The organism is Nocardia sp. NBC_00881, assembly GCF_045207455.1.
Lineage (GTDB): Bacteria > Actinomycetota > Actinomycetes > Mycobacteriales > Mycobacteriaceae > Nocardia.
The window spans coordinates 2,405,673-2,421,762 of record NZ_CP108798.1 but is presented as its reverse complement, the minus strand read 5'-3'; the positions used below and the strand labels follow the sequence as shown (position 1 = coordinate 2,421,762).

The 16,090-nt window shown below is 68.0% G+C and carries 17 protein-coding genes; 12 read left to right on the top strand and 5 right to left on the bottom strand.

Annotation, left to right across the window (positions count from 1 at the left end):
- The first annotated feature begins 638 nt into the window (after positions 1-638).
- Positions 639-941, top strand: a complete 303-nt coding sequence (locus tag OH799_RS09305) for a hypothetical protein (RefSeq protein WP_406277948.1) — start codon at positions 639-641, stop codon at positions 939-941.
- Between the two features lie 301 nt (positions 942-1,242).
- Entirely contained in the window at positions 1,243-1,632 is a 390-nt protein-coding gene (locus OH799_RS09300; RefSeq protein ID WP_406277945.1) for a PPOX class F420-dependent oxidoreductase, read from the top strand.
- Positions 1,633-1,635: 3 nt separating this feature from the next.
- On the opposite strand, the gene OH799_RS09295 is transcribed toward OH799_RS09300, so the two are convergent.
- Positions 1,636-1,899: a helix-turn-helix transcriptional regulator gene (locus OH799_RS09295; RefSeq protein ID WP_357262219.1), complete on the bottom strand. Its 264-nt coding sequence runs from the start codon at positions 1,897-1,899 to the stop codon at positions 1,636-1,638.
- Positions 1,900-1,995: 96 nt separating this feature from the next.
- Here OH799_RS09295 and map point away from each other — a divergent pair, with 96 nt between their 5' ends.
- A complete protein-coding gene (gene map / locus OH799_RS09290; protein WP_406277942.1) occupies positions 1,996-2,763 on the top strand; it encodes a type I methionyl aminopeptidase in 768 nt (255 codons plus the stop codon).
- Between the two features lie 18 nt (positions 2,764-2,781).
- On the opposite strand, the gene OH799_RS09285 is transcribed toward map, so the two are convergent.
- Positions 2,782-3,498, bottom strand: coding sequence for a glyoxalase (locus OH799_RS09285; RefSeq protein WP_406277939.1), 717 nt, complete (start codon positions 3,496-3,498; stop codon positions 2,782-2,784).
- 116 nt (positions 3,499-3,614) lie between these two features.
- Between OH799_RS09285 and OH799_RS09280 the strand changes: the two genes are divergently transcribed.
- Positions 3,615-4,163, top strand: coding sequence for a PadR family transcriptional regulator (locus tag OH799_RS09280; protein ID WP_406277936.1), 549 nt, complete (start codon positions 3,615-3,617; stop codon positions 4,161-4,163).
- Between the two features lie 174 nt (positions 4,164-4,337).
- Positions 4,338-4,721, top strand: coding sequence for a PPOX class F420-dependent oxidoreductase (locus tag OH799_RS09275; protein ID WP_406277933.1), 384 nt, complete (start codon positions 4,338-4,340; stop codon positions 4,719-4,721).
- Between the two features lie 110 nt (positions 4,722-4,831).
- Here the strand turns inward: OH799_RS09275 and OH799_RS09270 are convergent, their stop codons facing one another.
- Together OH799_RS09270 and OH799_RS09265 are read right to left on the bottom strand one after the other, a co-directional pair.
- Positions 4,832-6,151 carry a metallopeptidase TldD-related protein gene (locus OH799_RS09270; protein ID WP_406281935.1) on the bottom strand — a complete coding sequence of 440 codons (1,320 nt, stop codon included), beginning with the start codon at positions 6,149-6,151 and terminating at the stop codon, positions 4,832-4,834.
- Positions 6,152-6,219: 68 nt separating this feature from the next.
- Complete coding sequence (locus tag OH799_RS09265; protein WP_406277930.1) at positions 6,220-7,749, bottom strand: TldD/PmbA family protein; 1,530 nt, start codon at positions 7,747-7,749, stop codon at positions 6,220-6,222.
- A gap of 172 nt (positions 7,750-7,921) precedes the next feature.
- On the opposite strand from OH799_RS09265, the gene OH799_RS09260 reads away from it, so the two are divergent.
- Positions 7,922-8,569, top strand: coding sequence for a TetR/AcrR family transcriptional regulator (locus OH799_RS09260; RefSeq protein WP_406277927.1), 648 nt, complete (start codon positions 7,922-7,924; stop codon positions 8,567-8,569).
- Here OH799_RS09260 and OH799_RS09255 read toward each other — a convergent pair whose 3' ends face one another.
- Positions 8,570-9,337: a TSUP family transporter gene (locus tag OH799_RS09255; RefSeq protein WP_406281932.1), complete on the bottom strand. Its 768-nt coding sequence runs from the start codon at positions 9,335-9,337 to the stop codon at positions 8,570-8,572. It lies immediately after the preceding gene.
- A gap of 172 nt (positions 9,338-9,509) precedes the next feature.
- Between OH799_RS09255 and OH799_RS09250 the strand changes: the two genes are divergently transcribed.
- The 6 genes from OH799_RS09250 (at position 9,510) to lnt (ending at position 15,752) form a co-directional block, all read left to right on the top strand.
- Complete coding sequence (locus OH799_RS09250) at positions 9,510-10,682, top strand: sensor histidine kinase (RefSeq protein ID WP_406277924.1); 1,173 nt, start codon at positions 9,510-9,512, stop codon at positions 10,680-10,682.
- Positions 10,683-10,832: 150 nt separating this feature from the next.
- On the top strand, positions 10,833-11,492 hold the full coding sequence (locus OH799_RS09245) for a response regulator transcription factor (protein ID WP_327118193.1): 660 nt from the start codon (positions 10,833-10,835) through the stop codon (positions 11,490-11,492).
- A gap of 94 nt (positions 11,493-11,586) precedes the next feature.
- Complete coding sequence (locus OH799_RS09240) at positions 11,587-12,069, top strand: FxsA family protein (RefSeq protein ID WP_406277920.1); 483 nt, start codon at positions 11,587-11,589, stop codon at positions 12,067-12,069.
- A 64-nt stretch (positions 12,070-12,133) separates the two neighbouring features.
- Complete coding sequence (locus OH799_RS09235; protein ID WP_406277917.1) at positions 12,134-12,379, top strand: hypothetical protein; 246 nt, start codon at positions 12,134-12,136, stop codon at positions 12,377-12,379.
- Positions 12,380-12,427: 48 nt separating this feature from the next.
- Entirely contained in the window at positions 12,428-14,026 is a 1,599-nt protein-coding gene (locus tag OH799_RS09230; protein WP_406277914.1) for an amidohydrolase, read from the top strand.
- Positions 14,016-15,752, top strand: coding sequence for an apolipoprotein N-acyltransferase (lnt, locus tag OH799_RS09225; protein ID WP_406277911.1), 1,737 nt, complete (start codon positions 14,016-14,018; stop codon positions 15,750-15,752). The genes OH799_RS09230 and lnt overlap by 11 nt, the downstream gene beginning before the upstream one ends.
- The last annotated feature ends 338 nt before the right edge of the window (positions 15,753-16,090 follow it).

The window sequence follows — 16,090 nt, the reverse complement described above, 5'->3', positions numbered from 1 at the left end:
CCTCCTCGTGTGGCGCGATCACCCCGCAATATCGCGGCGGCCAACGCGTCGTGGTCCACCGAGGGTGCGCGACCACACGGCCCGCGAACGCAGCCGCCGCACAGTTAATCGTTCGCTGCCGGAAAGCTGTTCGCAAGTGCCGCTGCTGCCGACACACAGCCACGGTGGGGCGGCAGCTCGATCGGCCAGAAGCTGTGCTGCAGTCCGCGCTGCTGCTCGGCCTGGCGTTGGGCGCCGATAACAGAACTTGCGTCGCACCAGAAGTTCTTGGTCGAGGGTGAGCAGGATCGATGCTCGGCGGTGGGCGGCCGGCGGGGCGCCGTAGTGAGTTTTCGCAGTCGGTCTGCGGGTATTGCCCACCCGCATCATCTGCGAGATGTCCTGACGATCTTCTCGACCAAGCGCGACACACTCGACGGGTCCGGCGCGCGGAGTGAATGGTGTCGCGTATTTTGCGCTCCGAATCAAGAGCGCAAGACCCCGACCACACCGTGATCCGGTCACAACCCCAAAGGATGGTGAAAGCTGACATGACCGGATCGGGAGTCCACGATGTCAATCGCGAGCCGCACGACCTCGACAACCGACACCAAGCGGGCTTCGGCCCGGCGGTTCAACGGCAATCCCCGGTGGAACTTTTGAGAACGACGAAGCGTCCCGGGCTGCCCGCCACCCGCGGTCGGCATGGGAACGGCGGGACGGCGGTGACGTATCGCGTAACCGTCGAAGATGGGTTCGCGGGTGTGGTGAGGATCGCGCACCTACTCGATACGCCCCGTTGCCGGGTCACGGCGTTGGACGTGCGGCGAATCGGTGCGTCGAACACCTGGATTGTCGACTATGACATCTGCGGTACCGACCATGAGCAACAGAATCTGAGCAAGCGGGTGGAACGGCTGCCGGGGGTATCGAAGATCGAACTTTTGCCAACCCACTGCTAGGTCGCCGGAACGAGTCGCTCTCCCTGGATCTACGCCGAGCGCAGCAGTTGGTCACGCCAGCCCTGCGGTGATCGCCGTGAGTTCGTCATCGCAGCGGGTTGCCAGCTGCGATCATGGTGCGGATGTGCAGGCATTCTTCCGCACCTGTCACGGATAACGATGGCGCAAATCGATCGCGCCACCGCCCTCTCGGTGTGTTCCGGACCGAAGGTCCGCATCGAATACGTCCGTACATACGCGTAGAACTGAGCCGTTCCGTAGTCGGATGTCTTCGCCTGCTTGCGCGCCTACCGTGCTTCTTATGACGTGGAACGACATGAGTCAGAGCAAATATGTCCTGCTGACTACCTTCAAAAAGGATGGAACGCCGGTTGGGACGCCCGTCTGGGTGGCGCCCGACGGCGACCGGATCGTCGTCTGGACCAATCCGAAGACCTGGAAGGTGAAGCGCATCCGCCGCAACCCGGAGGTCGCACTACAGGTGTGCGACGGACGCGGCCGCCCGAAGGCGGACGAGGTGCTGGCAGGGAGCGCGCGGATCCTCGACGCCGACGGCACCGAGCGCGTACGCGGCGTGGTTGCCCGCAAGTACGGCGTCATAGGCACGCTGGCCATTCGCGGGCACAAGCTGCTACGCGGGGCGGACGCCTCCGTCGGCATCGCGATCGATCAGAAGGTTGTCGGCGACTGACGCTCAGGCCGATTCGGCCAGCCCCGCCGAGCGCCAGGCATCGGCGAGATCGTCAAGGGGGAGTGCGAGCACCTGGCTGAGCGTCACGACGGTGCCGAAGGCGGGGGAGGGAAGTCTGCCGGTCTCGATCTTGCGCAGTGTCTCCGGCGAAATCCCGGCCGCGCGTGCGACTTCGGTGAGATCACGATCGGCGCGGGCGGTGCGCAGAGCGGACCCGAGGCGGCGGCCTGCGTCGATCTGCGCCGGGGTCAACGGGAGACGGACCATCCGACCAGAGTATGAGCGGTGTTTTTATACCGCAAGATGGTATTAAAATACCAATGCCGCTAGGGTGGTATTAAAATACCGGCACTGGAGGGTTCTATGGTCGAGTTGAAGAGTCCCGCGGAGATCGCGCGGATGCGGGTGGCGGGGTGCTTCGTCGCCGACGTGCTCACGGAATTGCGTGAGCGGGCGCGGGTCGGGGTGAACCTGCTCGAGCTGGAGGCTCACGTGCGCGAGCGGATCCGCGAACGCGGCGCGCAATCCTGCTATTGGGACTACACGCCCTCGTTCGGGCGTGGGCCGTTCCGCAACACCGTCTGTCTCTCGGTGAACGACGCTGTGCTGCATGGGCTTCCGTTCGACTACGTGCTGCGGGACGGTGATGTGCTGAGTATGGATCTCGCCGTCGGGATCGATGGCTGGGTTGCGGACTCGGCGACCTCGGTCGTCGTCGGGTCCGCGGCGGTCGAGGATGTGCGGCTCGTCCGCGCGACCGAGGAGGCCCTCGCCGCCGCCATCGCGGTCGCGGTGCCGGGCAACCGCATCGGCGACATCTCCGCCGCCATCTCCGCCGTCGCGCGCGACCACGGCTATCCGGTCAACACCGAATTCGGCGGACACGGCCTCGGTCGCACCATGCATGAAGACCCGCATGTGCCGAACGACGGTCGCCCCGGCCGCGGCTACCGCCTGCGGCCGGGGCTCACCATTGCGATCGAACCGTGGTTCGCGCGCACGACCGACAGCATCGTTACCGATCCCGACGGCTGGACCATCCGCTCGGCGGACGGCTCGCGCACCGCGCATTCCGAGCACACGGTGGCCATCACCCAGGACGGCCCGGAGGTGCTGACGCGCGCGGCGTGACGCCGTCAGCCCCGTGGGTCACTTCTCGCGCAGCCAGGCGGCGAGGTCGTCGGATGCGCGAAGCTCGTCGGCGACCGCAATCAGTTCCTCGTCGGACAGCTCCATCGCGCGCAGTTCGGCACGGAACTGCTCGGCGCGGTCGGGCTCGTCAGTCGCGACGGAAAGTTCGGCGAGGGCCGCCAGTGCCCTGGCTCGATCCAGTCGGGACGCCTCGCCGCGGAACCGGCCGAGCCCGACCTCGAGTACGCGGAACGCGGCCTTGTAGTCGATCTTGAAGTCGCGCAGGATGCGGGCGTTGTCCAATACCCTGGCCAGTCCCTCGAGCTCCTTCGAGCCGCCGTATTCCACCTCTTCGGGCTCGTCGTGCTGGATGTAGATCACGGCGTTGCCCGCCGGATCGACCACGGTGAACCGGCTCTGACCCGGCCGGAAGCGGGTGATCCGCGGGTAGCCCTTCGCGGGCACCTTGCCGTAGCGGGCGCGCAGTGCCGCCGTGAACGTCTGGTGTCTGCTCGCCACGTCATCGACCATCACCAGGCAGCCGACGTGCTCGGTGGGCAGGGCGGTGTCCTTGGGTGCGGGCACGAAGTGCAGGGCGCAACCATGGTCGTGCACCGCGCCGTAGACGTACGGGCGGGTCTGCTCGTGGGTCACGGTGTAGCCGAGTGTCTTGTAGAAATCCAGCGTGCCGGCCAGGTCGCCGGTCCAGAGTTGCGGTACCGCTGTGTCGGCCATAGAGCCCTCCCATTCCCCCGCGGTAATCAATTTTGACTAGCTGCAGGTTAGGGTCTCTCTTGTCGGGAAGTCAAACTTGACTACTATGGCGTTTCCGATCGGGAAGGAGGCTTGCCATGTCGGCCGTGCGCCTGTTGGTGCTGGGGGTGATGCGCCTTCATCAGCCCACCTACGGCTACGCCGTGCGCAGAGAGTTGCTGTCCTGGCGCGCGGAGACCTGGACGAACGTCAAACCCGGATCCATTTACCATGCGCTCAAACAGCTCACCCAGGAAGGAAAGCTGAGCGCGTTCGGCACCGAGGGCAGCAGCCAGGGACCAGGGCGCACGCTGTTCGAGTTGACCGAGGAGGGCGAGGTCGAGTTCCGCAAGCTCATGGACGAGGCGCTGGTGAGCATCGACATGGAGGAACTGGGCGCGGGGATTGCCTTCATGGACGCGCTGCCCCGAGCGCACGTTATCGAGAAGTTGCGCGAACAGCGCCGCCGCAGCGAGGAGGTGCGGGCCAGCCTGCTCGACATGATCCCGACCTTCCCGGGGCGCTACGAGGCGCCGCACGCAACAGATCTGCTGGAGCTGTGGAGCGGTGTGTTCGGGAACCTGTCGGGATGGACCGAGGGCATGCTGGCACGGCTGGAGAAGGGCGAGTACCAGTTGCCCGAGTAAGACACGAGGTCCGGTGTTCTCTCGCCTGAGCCGAGCCGAGCCGAGGTCGGGTTTCATGGCGGGGAGAACGGACGTGGAGAATTCCTCGCGGGCGCGACAAGAAACAGGTGCGTCGGTGTGTCTCGGCGCGGAGAGCGGCGCGCCTCAGGCGTGGGCGGCGGATAGGCTGCTCCCATGACGAACTCGCTGGCGGCCGTCGCCGAAGCCGACTATGTGTTGCTGACCACCTTCCGCAAGGATGGCAGCCCGGTCGGCACCGCGGTGTGGGCGGTCGCCGAGAACGGAAAGCTATACGTCTGGACGGTGACCGACAGCTGGAAGGTCAAGCGGCTACGCCGCAATCCTGCGGTCACCCTGCAGCCGTGCACCGCGTCCGGCAAGCCGCACGGCGAGGTCGTCGAGGGCACCGGCCGCATCCTCGATGCCGACGGGACCGAGCGGGTGCGCAAACTACTGCGGCGCAAGTACTGGCTCACCGGGCCACTGATCATTCTCGTCAGTAACTTGCGCCGCGGGAAATCCGGCACCATCGGCGTCGAGATCACCCTGGCCGCTTGATCGGTTTCCGGCTCTGAAGCTTCCAGCGGCAACGGGTTCGGTTTCGAAAGGTCAGCACTACACCGGAGGACGAGCTGAAACGCACCACCTTCCGGGGATGATTGCGCCGCTCAGGTCGCCTGGCTGACCGACGACATGTGGAAGTCGGGAATCCGCAAGGGCGGCATGGCGGTTCTGGTGAACCAGTCCTTCCATTCGCGCGGCAGAGTGATTTCGGTGGCGCCCGCCTCGGTCGCCCGCCGCAGCACATCCAGCGGGCTCTCATTGAAGCGGAAGTTGTTCACCGCGGCGGTGACCTCGCCATTCTCGACCAAGTACACACCATCGCGGGTCAGGCCGGTGAGCAGCAGCGTCGCCGGATCGACTTCGCGGATGTACCACAGGGTCGTCAGCAACAGGCCGCGCTCGGTGCGGGCGATCATGTCGTCGAGGGTGACGTCGGCCCCGCCGGTCAACAGCAGGTTCTCACCGGGAACCGTGGTGGAGGCGCCGAATTCGGCGGCGGTGGCGCGCGGGTAGACCAGCGATTCGATCACGCCCTCGCGCAGCCAATCGACTCGCTCGGCGGGCAGTCCGTTGTCGAATACCGACATCGACTCCGACGAGGCGGGCGCCGCGACGAACGGGCGGTATTCCAGCCCGGTGGCGTACGGGTCGGAGTAGAGGGTGAGTGGAAGGTCGGTGAGACGCTCGCCGATTCGGGTGCCGCCCGCCCGCGCGAACGCCGTATGGCCCTCGTGCGCACCGCGACCCTCCATCGCCCAGGCCATATAGATCATGAGGTCGGCGACGGTGGACGGCGGCATCAGGGTTTCGTAGCGGCCCGCGGGCAGCTCGACCTTGCGCTTGGCCCAGTCCAGGCGGCGGGACAGCTCGGCGAGCAGGCCCGACACATCGACGTCGGTGAAGTCGGCGGTCCCGACCCCGACCCAGCCGCTGGCCAGATCCGTACCCGCGCCGCGCTTTCCGTTGACCTCCACCGAACCGGTCGGTTGCACGAAGCGGCGACGGATGCCGGTCGAGGTGCCCAGCCAGGTGGTGTGCACCTGGTGGTGGGCGAAACCGTAGAGGCGGTCGGCGCCGTCGAAACCGGTGGCGAGGTCGTGGGCGAGGTCGGTGAACACCTCGATTCCGGTGCTGCCCGGTGCGGCGGCCCAGTCGTCGTCGGGCGCGGCATCCGGTTCCAGTAGGGGCATGGCGTCCCTGGCGGGCTCGGCGGTGCGCGCGGCGTCCTCGCTGGCGCGCACCACCGGCTCGATGTCGTCGGGGTCCACGCTGGAGGAGCCGATCATGCCGACCCGGGCGTGCGTGGGCCCTTCGCGGAATACCGAGATCATCGCCCACGTCCGCGCCACCGACGACCCGTTGGTGGTCATCGAGTTCCCGGCCCAGCGCAGCGAAGCTTCGTGCTCGTCGCGGACGATCACCATCGCCTCGTCGGCGCGCGACAACCCGAGCGCCCGCTCGACGACCGCACCTGCGGGGATCAGATTGTCGGTCACTGTCCCGCCTCCGTCCGGGTGTTCAGAATGTTGATGCCGCGCACCAAAATCGACGGGCAGCCGTGGCTCACGGCCGCCACCTGCCCAGGCTGTGCCTTGCCGCAGTTGAACGCCCCGCCGAGCTGCCAGGTCGATGGTCCGCCGACTGCCTCCATCGCGCCCCAGAAGTCGGTGGTTGTGGCCTGGTAGGCGACGTCGCGCAGCTGACCGTCCAGCTTGCCGTCACGGATGCGGAAGAACCGCTGTCCGGTGAATTGGAAGTTGTAGCGCTGCATGTCGATCGACCACGACTTGTCGCCGACGATGTAGATGCCGTCGTCCACCCGGGAGATCAGCTCCTCGGTGCTGGTGTCGCCGTCCGGGTCGGGTTTCAGCGAGACATTCGCCATTCGCTGGATCGGCACGTGATGGGCCGAGTCCGCGTACGAGCAGCCGTTGGAACGCTCCAGGCCCAGGCGCGGGGCGAACACTCGGTCGAGCTGATAGCCGACCAGGATGCCGTCGCGCACCAGATCCCAGCGTTGCCCGGCGACACCCTCGTCGTCGTAGCCGACGCTGGCCAGGCCGTGCGCTTCGGTGCGGTCGCCGGTGACGTGCATGATCGGGGTACCGTAGCGCAGCGTGCCCAGCTGGTCGGGCGTCGCGAACGAGGTGCCGGCGTAGGCGGATTCGTAGCCGATCGCCCGGTCGTATTCGGTGGCGTGGCCGATGGATTCGTGAATGGTCAGCCACAGGTTGGTCGGATCGATGACGAGATCGGTCGGCCCAGGCCGCACGCTGGGTGCCTTCACCTTCTCGGCCAGCCATTCCGGGATGTGGGCGAGTTCGCCGTCCCAATCCCAGGTTCCGTCCGCGCCGGTGACGTACTCCCAGCCGCGGCCCACCGGCGCGGCCAGCGTGCGCATCGTCTCGAACACTCCCGCCGCCGTGTCCACCGTGATCGCCTCGAGACTCGGATGCAGCCGCACCCGTTGCTGGGTGATCGAGGATCCCGCGGTGTCGGCGTAGAAGGTTTGCTCCTTGACCTGCAGCACGCTCGCGGTGACGTGATCGACCCCGTCGGCATGCGACAGACGTTCCGAATAGTCCTGGAGCAGAGCGACCTTCTCGCCGGTCGGCACGCCGAATGGGTCGAGGTCGTAAGCAGATACCCAGCGCACGTCGTCATAACGCGGCTCGGCGGCGAGTTCGACGCGTTCGCGGTTGAGCGCGCGCATCGTGGTCGCGACGGTGACCGCGGTGCGGGCCACCTCCGCGGCGGTGCCCGGGTCGAGCGCGGCGTGGGAAGCGAAACCCCAAGTGCCGTCGACGATCACGCGCACGGCGAACCCGAGCTCGGTACTGTCGGTGACGGCCTCGACGCGACCGTCGCGCAACCGGATCGACTGCGTGACCAACCGGTGCACACGCAGGTCGGCGTGCTCGGCGCCGGCCGCTGTCGCCGCGGTGAGGGCGGCGTCGGCGAGCGTGGTCAGTGGCAGGCCGAGGAACTCGGCGTCCACATCCTTGGAAGTCGCGATGCTCACCCACACCAACCTAGTCGTTGCCGCTCCGAGCGCGGGTGTCGGTGGCTCGAATACGTGCGTGCGATCTTGCCTCGCGTGCCAGGCACATGGATCAGCCAGTGGCGCACTACGAACGGCACGCGCGACACCGTGCCTACCGCGCGTTGCTTACCGGATGCCGTACTGTGCCCGCGTGCCGCCATCCGCCCTCCGTGACCGCAAACGCGACCGTACCCGCCGAGCTCTCCTCGAGGCCGCAGCCGAGTTGTTCGAGGCGAGAGGCTACGAGGAGACCACGGTGGCGGACATCGCCGCCGCGGCGGATGTCGGCACGCGCACGTTCTTCAACTACTTCGCGAGTAAGGAGGAGCTGCTCTTCCCGGAGTCCGATGACCGGGTGCGTGACGCGGTCGCGGCGATCGCTGGTAGGCGGCCGGGGGAACGTCCGGTGGAGGTGTTGCTGCGCGCGCTGCGCGCAGCGGGCGACAACCCCGGCGAGCATCTGATCGACGACCTCAGCGCCCGGATCGCGGCGCTGCGTGCCGAGGTGTCGCGGACCGTGCCTGCGGTGAGCGGCCGGGCCGCGTACGCCCAGCTCGTCGCGCAGCGCGAGATCGCCAGGCAGCTGCATGTCGCGTTCGCTGCCGAACTCGACGAGATCGGCGCCGCGGCGCTGGTCGGTGCGGTCGTCGGTGCGGTGTCGGGTGCGCTCACGGTGTTGTTCCAGCAGCCGGTGGCAGGGGCGGAGGACGGTGAGCGTCTGCACCGGAGCATCTACGAGACGACCTCGCGAGTGCTGCAACCGTGGCTCGCGTCCCACCGCATCGAGCCTGTCGGCTGATCAGCCGAACTGCTGCCACCCCAAACGGATCACCATCCCCAGTACCACCACCAGCAACACGATGCGCACGAACTCGGCGCCCTTGCGCAGCGCCATGTGCGAGCCGACGACGGCGCCGAGCACGTTGCCCACTGCCATCGTCGCGCCGAGCACCCAGAGGATGTGGCTGGTCACACCGAAGAAGATCAGTGCGCCGATGTTCGAGCCGCAGTTGATCACCTTCGCCATGGCGGCGGCTCGCACGAACTCGGTGCCGAGCAGGGTGGCGAATGTGATGATCAGAAACGTTCCCGTGCCGGGGCCGAGCAGGCCGTCGTAGAACCCGATCAACCCGGCCGCCAGCGCCACCGTGAGGACGACCTTGCGGCGCGTCGGCGGGTGCGTGGCCAACGTGATACCGATCGACGGACGCAGCGTGACGAACACGGCGACACCGACGAGCACCACCATCACGATCGGAATGAACAGATCGCGGTCGATCAGCGAGACCGCGGCGGCGCCGATCCCGGCTGTTACCGCGGCGATCACCGCGGCGGGCAGCAGGACCCGCCAGCGCATCGGCACCTTGCGCGCGAAGGTCGCGACCGAGGCGCTCGTTCCCGCGACCGCAGCGAGCTTGTTGGTGCCCAGCGCGGTCTGCGGGGCGATGCCCGGCGCCACCAGGAACAACGTCGGCAGGATGATCAATCCGCCGCCGCCGACCACCGCGTCCACCCATCCGGCGGCCGTCGCCGCCGTCAACAGAACTGCCCAGTCACCGATCTCCACCGTGCCAGACAACCAGACCGCCGTCCGTGTGCTTCGCCCGCGTCGGCGGGGCGGACGATGCCACCCGGGAGTCGCGGCCCTGCGCGCTCTCGACGCACCTGATAAGCCGCGACAATGTGTCCCGCGCGGTCGAGGTTCCAGGCCCCGAGCCGGACGCACCTAGGCTGAGCTCGTGCGTCGGTTCAGTCTGTGGCTTCGCGGCAAACCCATCATCGCCGATTCGGTGCTGGCGGCGATGCTTCTGCTGCTCGAGATCCTCGGCGTGGGCAACGCGCACAACAAGATCGCCTATCTCGCCATCGGCGTGCTGCTTCCGCTGCCGGTCGTGTTGCGCCGGGTATACCCGAGATCCATGGCGGTCTGCACGCTCGCGCTGTCGATGACAGCGTCACTGGTCGGCTTCCTTTCCTCTGACCATCCCGACCACATCGCGCTGTTCTCGCAGGGCATCATGCTCTACACGCTGGTCGCCTACGTCGGGCGGCGCGAGGGGCTGTGGTACGGGCTCGGACTGGTGGTGGACGTCACGCTGTCGATCGCGGCGATCGCCGTACCCGCCGGGTCCGACATCATCTTCACGGTCATGTTCTTCGCGCTGTGCTGGACGCTCGCGGAATTCATCGGTGCGCGGCACGCCTACGACACCGAGGTCGCCGCCCGGCTGGCGGTCGCCGACTACGACAAGGAGCGCCGCGCGCACGACGCCGTCTCGGCTGAACGCACCCGCATCGCCCGCGAACTGCACGACGTGATCGCGCACGCGGTGAGCGTGATCATCGTGCAGGCCGACGGCGCGAAATACGCGCTGCGCTCAGACCCGGATGCCGCGGAACAGGCGCTGACCACCATCGCGAGCACCGGCCGTGAGGCGCTGCGGGAGCTACGCAGGACGGTGGCGCTGTTGCGCACGGAGCACGCGCCCGACCAGCTGCCCCAGCACGGCACCGCGGGCATCGCCAAGGTCGTGGAGATGATGCGCGGCACCGGCTTGGCCGTGGAGCTCGAGCTGACCGGCGAACTCGACGACATCGCGCCCGAGGTGAGCCTCGGCGTGCATCGCATTGTGCAGGAATCGCTGACCAACACGCTGCGGCACGCGGGCCCGCACCCGAAGGCGTGGGTTCGCGTCCGCCGCACCGACTCCGACGTTCTGATCGACGTCACCGACACCGGCGGGCTGCCGCTGCGAGAACCGGCCGACCGGATCAAGGGCAGTGGGCTCGGGCTGGTCGGCATGCGTGAACGCGTCGCCGTGCTCGGCGGCAACCTGGACGCGGGCCGCCATTCCGACGGCGCCTGGAGGGTGCGCGCGAGTATCCCGCTGCAGTCCGGCCCGAGGGAATGATTCGCGGTCGCGTCCTCGGGGATACGGTGGCTTGCAGAACCTTTGCCCCATGCGGAGCCGGTTATGGCAACACTTGGGTTCGGGCATGTGGGCCGGTTCGAAGCGCCGCAGGTCCAGGGGGACGCGGAAGCGGCCCGTTAGATTGGGGTCGTGCCGATCACCGTTCTCGTTGTCGATGACCAGGAACTGATGCGTATGGGGCTGAAAATGGTGCTCGGCGCACACCCGGACATCGAGGTGATCGGCGAGGCGGCCAACGGTGCCGCTGCCGTCACCAAGGCGGCGGAACTGCGGCCGGATGTCGTGCTGATGGATGTGCGGATGCCCGTAGTCGACGGGGTCGCCGCCACCATGCGCATCGTGGAGGCCGGGCACGGTAGCCGGGTGCTCGTGATGACGACCTTCGACCTGGATGAGCACGCGCTTGGTGCGCTGCGGGCGGGGGCGAGCGGATTCCTCCTGAAAGACACGCCGCCGGAGGACCTGGTCTCGGCTATCCGCAGCGTCGCCGCCGGTGACGCGGTGGTCTCGCCCAAGGTCACCAAGCGTCTGCTGGGACGGCTCATCGCCGAGGATCCGGCGCGGATGCGTGACCCCGGCGTGCTGGAGGTCCTCACCGCCCGCGAGCGCGAAGTGCTCGAGCAGATCGCGGCCGGGCGCTCCAACGCCGAGATCGCCGAGCAGCTGTATTTGTCGGAGGCCACGGTCAAGACGCACGTGGGCCGTGTGCTCACCAAACTCGGTCTACGCGACCGGGTTCAGGCGGTCGTCCTGGCTTATGAGACCGGGTTGGTGCGTCCCGGCGGCTGATGTGCGGCCGGATCTCAGCCTCCTATCAGGCTGATCCGGGAGAAAAACGCGGCCGCCGGGCGTTGACAGGGGTAGATCGTCCGAAAGGATCGCCATGGCTGCCTTGTTGTTCGTGCTGTATGTCATCGTCGAGATCGCCGCGCTGGTCGCGGTCGGTCAGTTGCTCGGTGTCGTACCGACCATCCTGTTGCTGATCGCCGGGTCCGCCGCGGGCATGCTGCTGGTCGGCTCGCAGGGGCGGCGCGTGTTCGAGCAGTTCCGGCGGGCCGGTCGCGGCGAGATAGCGCCGGGCACCGCTGTCGCCGATGGCGCGCTTGTCGCGGCCGGCGGGTTCATGATGTTCGTACCCGGCTTGGTCACCTCGCTGTTCGGCCTGCTCCTGCTGTTGCCTCCGACGCGTTTCCTGGTGCGTCCGCTGGTCACGGCGTTCGCCGCGCGACGCTTCGGCAGCCTCGCGACCGCGGCGCCCTACCGCGGTGTCGTCATCGACGGCGACGAGGTGATCGACGGCGCCGTGGTGCACCAGTGGTACGACGACGGGCAGGGCAACGCCCGGCGCGCGCTCACCCGGCCGTGAGCTTGTGAAGTCCGCGACGCGACGACCGGTTCCGCGTCGCCGCCCGAAGGGCTATCGTGTCGCGATGGCCACCGAGCAACTCACCGTCACGGTGAGCGAGGAGCTGGCCGCCGCGGTACGACAAGCGGCGGCCGCTGCGGGACAGTCGATTTCCGGTTTCACGGCCGCAGCGTTGCGGCTGGAGCTGATCGCCGTGGATGCGGGCTGCGCCTCCGCGGTGCGGAGCGGAGCAGGCGAGGCGCCGCCGAAGTACGCGGAAGTGATGGCGGTGCTGTCCCAGCCGGAGGATCTGTCGCCGCCGCTGCACTGAACGGCTGACCGGAACCTCGGAGTCGGACATACGGCAGACTGGTGCCTCGTGAGTACCCAGTTGCTGATCGGCGGTCGTTTCTACAGCGCGAGTTCACCTGACGCGACCGCGATGGCGGTGACCGACGGGACCGTGGTGTGGCTGGGCGCCGGACAACCGGGACGTGCGCTGCATCCGGACGCGGAGATCATCGACCTCGATGGTGCCTTCGTCACTCCCGCGTTCGTCGATCCGCACGTGCACGTCACCGCGTTGGGCTTGAAGCTGACGGGCCTCGACCTTGCGGGTGCCCGTTCGCTGGAGCACTGTCTACGACTGCTGCGCGAGTTCGCCACCGCCCGGCCCGAGGGAGCCGTCTTGGGGGACGGCTGGGACGAGACCATGTGGCCGGAGGGCCGGCCGCCCACGACCGAGGAGATCGACGAGGCGGCGGGTGCCGGTCGGCACGTTTACCTCTCGCGCGTGGACGCGCACTCCGCCGTGGCGTCCTCGGCGTTGCTGGATACCCACCCTGAGCTGGCCTCGACCGACGGGTTCACCCGCGGCGAGCCCTTGCGCGCCGCGGCCCACCATCTTGTGCGCACCGCCGCACTCGCGAGTCTGTCGGCGGCGCAACGGGATCGGGCGCGCGCGGCGGCGCTGGACCACGCGGCGGCGCGTGGCGTCGTCGCGGTGCACGAGTGTGCGGGCCCGGAGATCGCGAGTCGGAACGACGTTCGTGGACTGCTCGAGTTCGACCACGGCGTCGAGGTCCGGGCGTACTGGGGCGAGGCGGTGCGCAGTGCCGAGCAGGCGCGCGCCCTGGTCGATGATCTCGGCGTGCATGCGCTGGGCGGCGATCTCTTCGTAGACGGCTCCTTCGGCTCGCACACTGCGTGGCTGCGGGAACCGTACGCCGACGAGTCCGGTTCCGGCCGGAGCTATCTCGATGCCGAGGCCATCGCAGACCATGTCCGCGCCTGCACGACGGCGGGCATCCAGGCAGGCTTCCACGCGATAGGCGACGCCGCCATGGACGCGATCGTCACCGGTTTCGGCCGGGTAGCCGCTGAACTCGGCGGTCCCGCTGTCGCCGCCGTCGGACACCGGGTCGAACATGCCGAGCTGATCGACGCCGAGCACATCGCAAAACTCGCTGCCTGGGGCGTGATCGCCAGCGTGCAACCGGGATTCGACGCGGCATGGGGCGGTCGGGACGGCATGTACGCCGCGCGTCTGGGCGCCGACCGCGCCGCGACGCTGAACCCCTTCGCCGCCATGGCTTCCGCCGGTGTCGCCCTGGCGATCGGCTCCGATGCCCCGGTCACCGCGCTCGACCCGTGGTCGGCGGTGCGCGCCGCGGCCACCCACCGCACATCGGGGCACAGCCTCTCCCCGCGTGCCGCCTTCACTGCGGCTACCCGCGGTGCCTGGCGTGCGGGTGGTGTCCGGGACGGTGTGGCAGGCACCCTCGTCCCCGGCGCTCCCGCGTCCTACGCAGTCTGGGATGCCACCGAGTTGGTCGTCGCCGCAGCCGCGGATTCGGTCCAGCGCTGGTCCACCGATCCGCGGTCGCGTGTCCCGGGATTGCCACCGCTGAATTCGGATTCACCGCTGCCGACCTGTCTGCGCACCGTGCACCGAGGAGCGACGATCTATGCCGGGTGAACGATGGCGCGCGGGGCCGCGTGAGCGAGCGGCAGGGCTATGGCGGTCGGTGTCCATCGCGGTGCGCCGGTATCCGGTGCTGTCGCGGTCGGTTGTGGCGATCCTCGCTGGGCTGCTGCTGTTCGGGAGCTTCCCGCCTCGGCCGTGGTGGTTCCTCGCACCCTTGGGCATCGCGGTGCTCACCCTTACCGTGCGCGGGAACGGACGTCTACGCGCGAGCTTCGGTTACGGATTTCTCACTGGTCTGGGCTTTTTCGTTCCGCTACTGCCATGGACCGGAATCTATGTCGGGCCGCTGCCGTGGCTGGCGCTGTCCGCCGTCTGCGCGGTGTACCTGGGCGTATTCGGCCTGGTAGCCCGGCTTGTCGGCGCACTGCGGGGCTGGCCGCTGTGGGTCGCGCTGGCCTGGACGACGGCGGAGTGGGCCAGGTCCAGCTTTCCCTTCGGTGGTTTTCCCTGGGGCCGTGTGGCATTCGGCCAAGCCGACGGATGGTTCCTACCGCTCGCCGCGGTCGGCGGCGCGCCGCTGGTGGGATTCGCTGTAGCGCTCACCGGAACCGGGGCCGCCGCGTTGGCGCGACAAGTGTGGTCGGGCCGGGCGTCCGGTGGTGTGCGCCGAACGAACGCCGCCGTCGACGCCACGACAGGGGTGTCGGGCGGGGTCGCCCGCCATACACCGGCTGTGGTCACACGGCTCGGTTCGGCCGCCGCGGCAATTGCTTTGGTCATCATGCCCGCCGCCGGACTGCTGCTTCGTTCTACGCTGCCTGGTCCGGAAGAAGGCGAACGGACGATCACGGTCGCCGCGATCCAGGGCAGTGTGCCGCGGCTGGGGCTGGACTTCAACGAGCAGCGGCGCGCCGTGTTGGACAACCATGTCCGGCGCACCGAGGAGCTGGCCAGGGACGTCGCGGCGGGCCGTGCGCCGAAACCCGACGTGGTCATCTGGCCGGAGAACTCCTCGGACATCGATCCGCTGCGCAACGCTGATGCCGCCGCCCTGATCACTTCGGCCTCCGAGCAGATCGGAGCACCGATCTTGGTCGGTGCGGTGCTGGTGAACTCCGACCGGACCACGACCAATTCCGTGATCGTGTGGAACGGCGCGGCCGGCCCGGGTGAGCGGCACGACAAGAAGATCATCCAGCCTTTCGGCGAGTACCTCCCGATGCGCGGCTTCTTCCGGCTGTTCTCGGAGTACGCCGACCGGGCAGGATACTTCGTGCCGGGCGACGGTGACGGCGTGGTGCGTGCGGCCGGCGTCGACATCGGCGTCGCCACCTGCTATGAGGTCGCCTTCGACCGCTCGTTCGAGGACGCGATGCGCGCGGGCGCCCAACTGCTCACGGTGCCGACGAACAACGCGACATTCGGTGCCAGCGAGATGACCTACCAGCAGTTGGCCATGTCGCGCATCCGTGCCGTCGAGCACGGTAGGGCGCTGGTCGTGGCCGCCACCTCGGGGGTCAGCGCCATTATCGCCGCCGACGGCAGCGTGCGGCAGGAAACCCCGTTGTTCGTGCCTGCCGCCTTGGTCGCGGAGCTCCCGCTGCGTACTAGCAACACGCTGGCGACACGAATTGGGCCCGCGCCGGAGCGAGTGTTCGCTATTCTTACCGCTGCCGCCGTGCTGGTTGCTGTCATCCGGCGGAGATCTACGCGCGACGCTGATCCGACCGACGAGATCGTCATCGGTCGATCGGCTGCCGGACCCACACAGCGCTAACCGAACATCGGGTATGTTCTAGCCCCTGCCGGCCCGAAAAAGGGCGCGGCACGGTGTTGCGCGTCGTTCGCCAGAAGGCTGGGTGCGCTGGCTGATCTGATGAAACGCTACGGTCAGACCTAGTTTTTCTTCCGCTCCATGCGCGGAAATCGCGAAGTTTGCAGAAATGTAACCAACCAAAGTGGCCTTCTGCCAAGGGCGTTGGATGTGAAACAAATCCAAAACGCTGGCAATCCAGCCGATGTGAGGCTCCGAATCATAGGGCGTGGATACGTCCCTGCGGTGGCGCGAGCGCGCTTGCTGTGGTGGTGCTCGGGGATTGCGTCAATAGCGGCAGA

Bases quoted from the DNA above. Each gene is read 5' to 3' on its own strand.
- OH799_RS09235 (WP_406277917.1), top strand. From the start codon at position 12,134: ATGGCCACCGAGCAACTCACCGTCACGGTGAGCGAGGAGCTGGCCGCC.
- OH799_RS09295 (WP_357262219.1), bottom strand. From the start codon at position 1,899: ATGGTCCGTCTCCCGTTGACCCCGGCGCAGATCGACGCAGGCCGCCGC.
- map (WP_406277942.1), top strand. From the start codon at position 1,996: ATGGTCGAGTTGAAGAGTCCCGCGGAGATCGCGCGGATGCGGGTGGCG.
- OH799_RS09275 (WP_406277933.1), top strand. From the start codon at position 4,338: ATGACGAACTCGCTGGCGGCCGTCGCCGAAGCCGACTATGTGTTGCTG.
- OH799_RS09300 (WP_406277945.1), top strand. From the start codon at position 1,243: ATGACGTGGAACGACATGAGTCAGAGCAAATATGTCCTGCTGACTACC.
- OH799_RS09270 (WP_406281935.1), bottom strand. From the start codon at position 6,151: ATGGTGATCGTCCGCGACGAGCACGAAGCTTCGCTGCGCTGGGCCGGG.
- OH799_RS09280 (WP_406277936.1), top strand. From the start codon at position 3,615: ATGTCGGCCGTGCGCCTGTTGGTGCTGGGGGTGATGCGCCTTCATCAG.
- lnt (WP_406277911.1), top strand. From the start codon at position 14,016: ATGCCGGGTGAACGATGGCGCGCGGGGCCGCGTGAGCGAGCGGCAGGG.
- OH799_RS09240 (WP_406277920.1), top strand. From the start codon at position 11,587: ATGGCTGCCTTGTTGTTCGTGCTGTATGTCATCGTCGAGATCGCCGCG.
- OH799_RS09285 (WP_406277939.1), bottom strand. From the start codon at position 3,498: ATGGCCGACACAGCGGTACCGCAACTCTGGACCGGCGACCTGGCCGGC.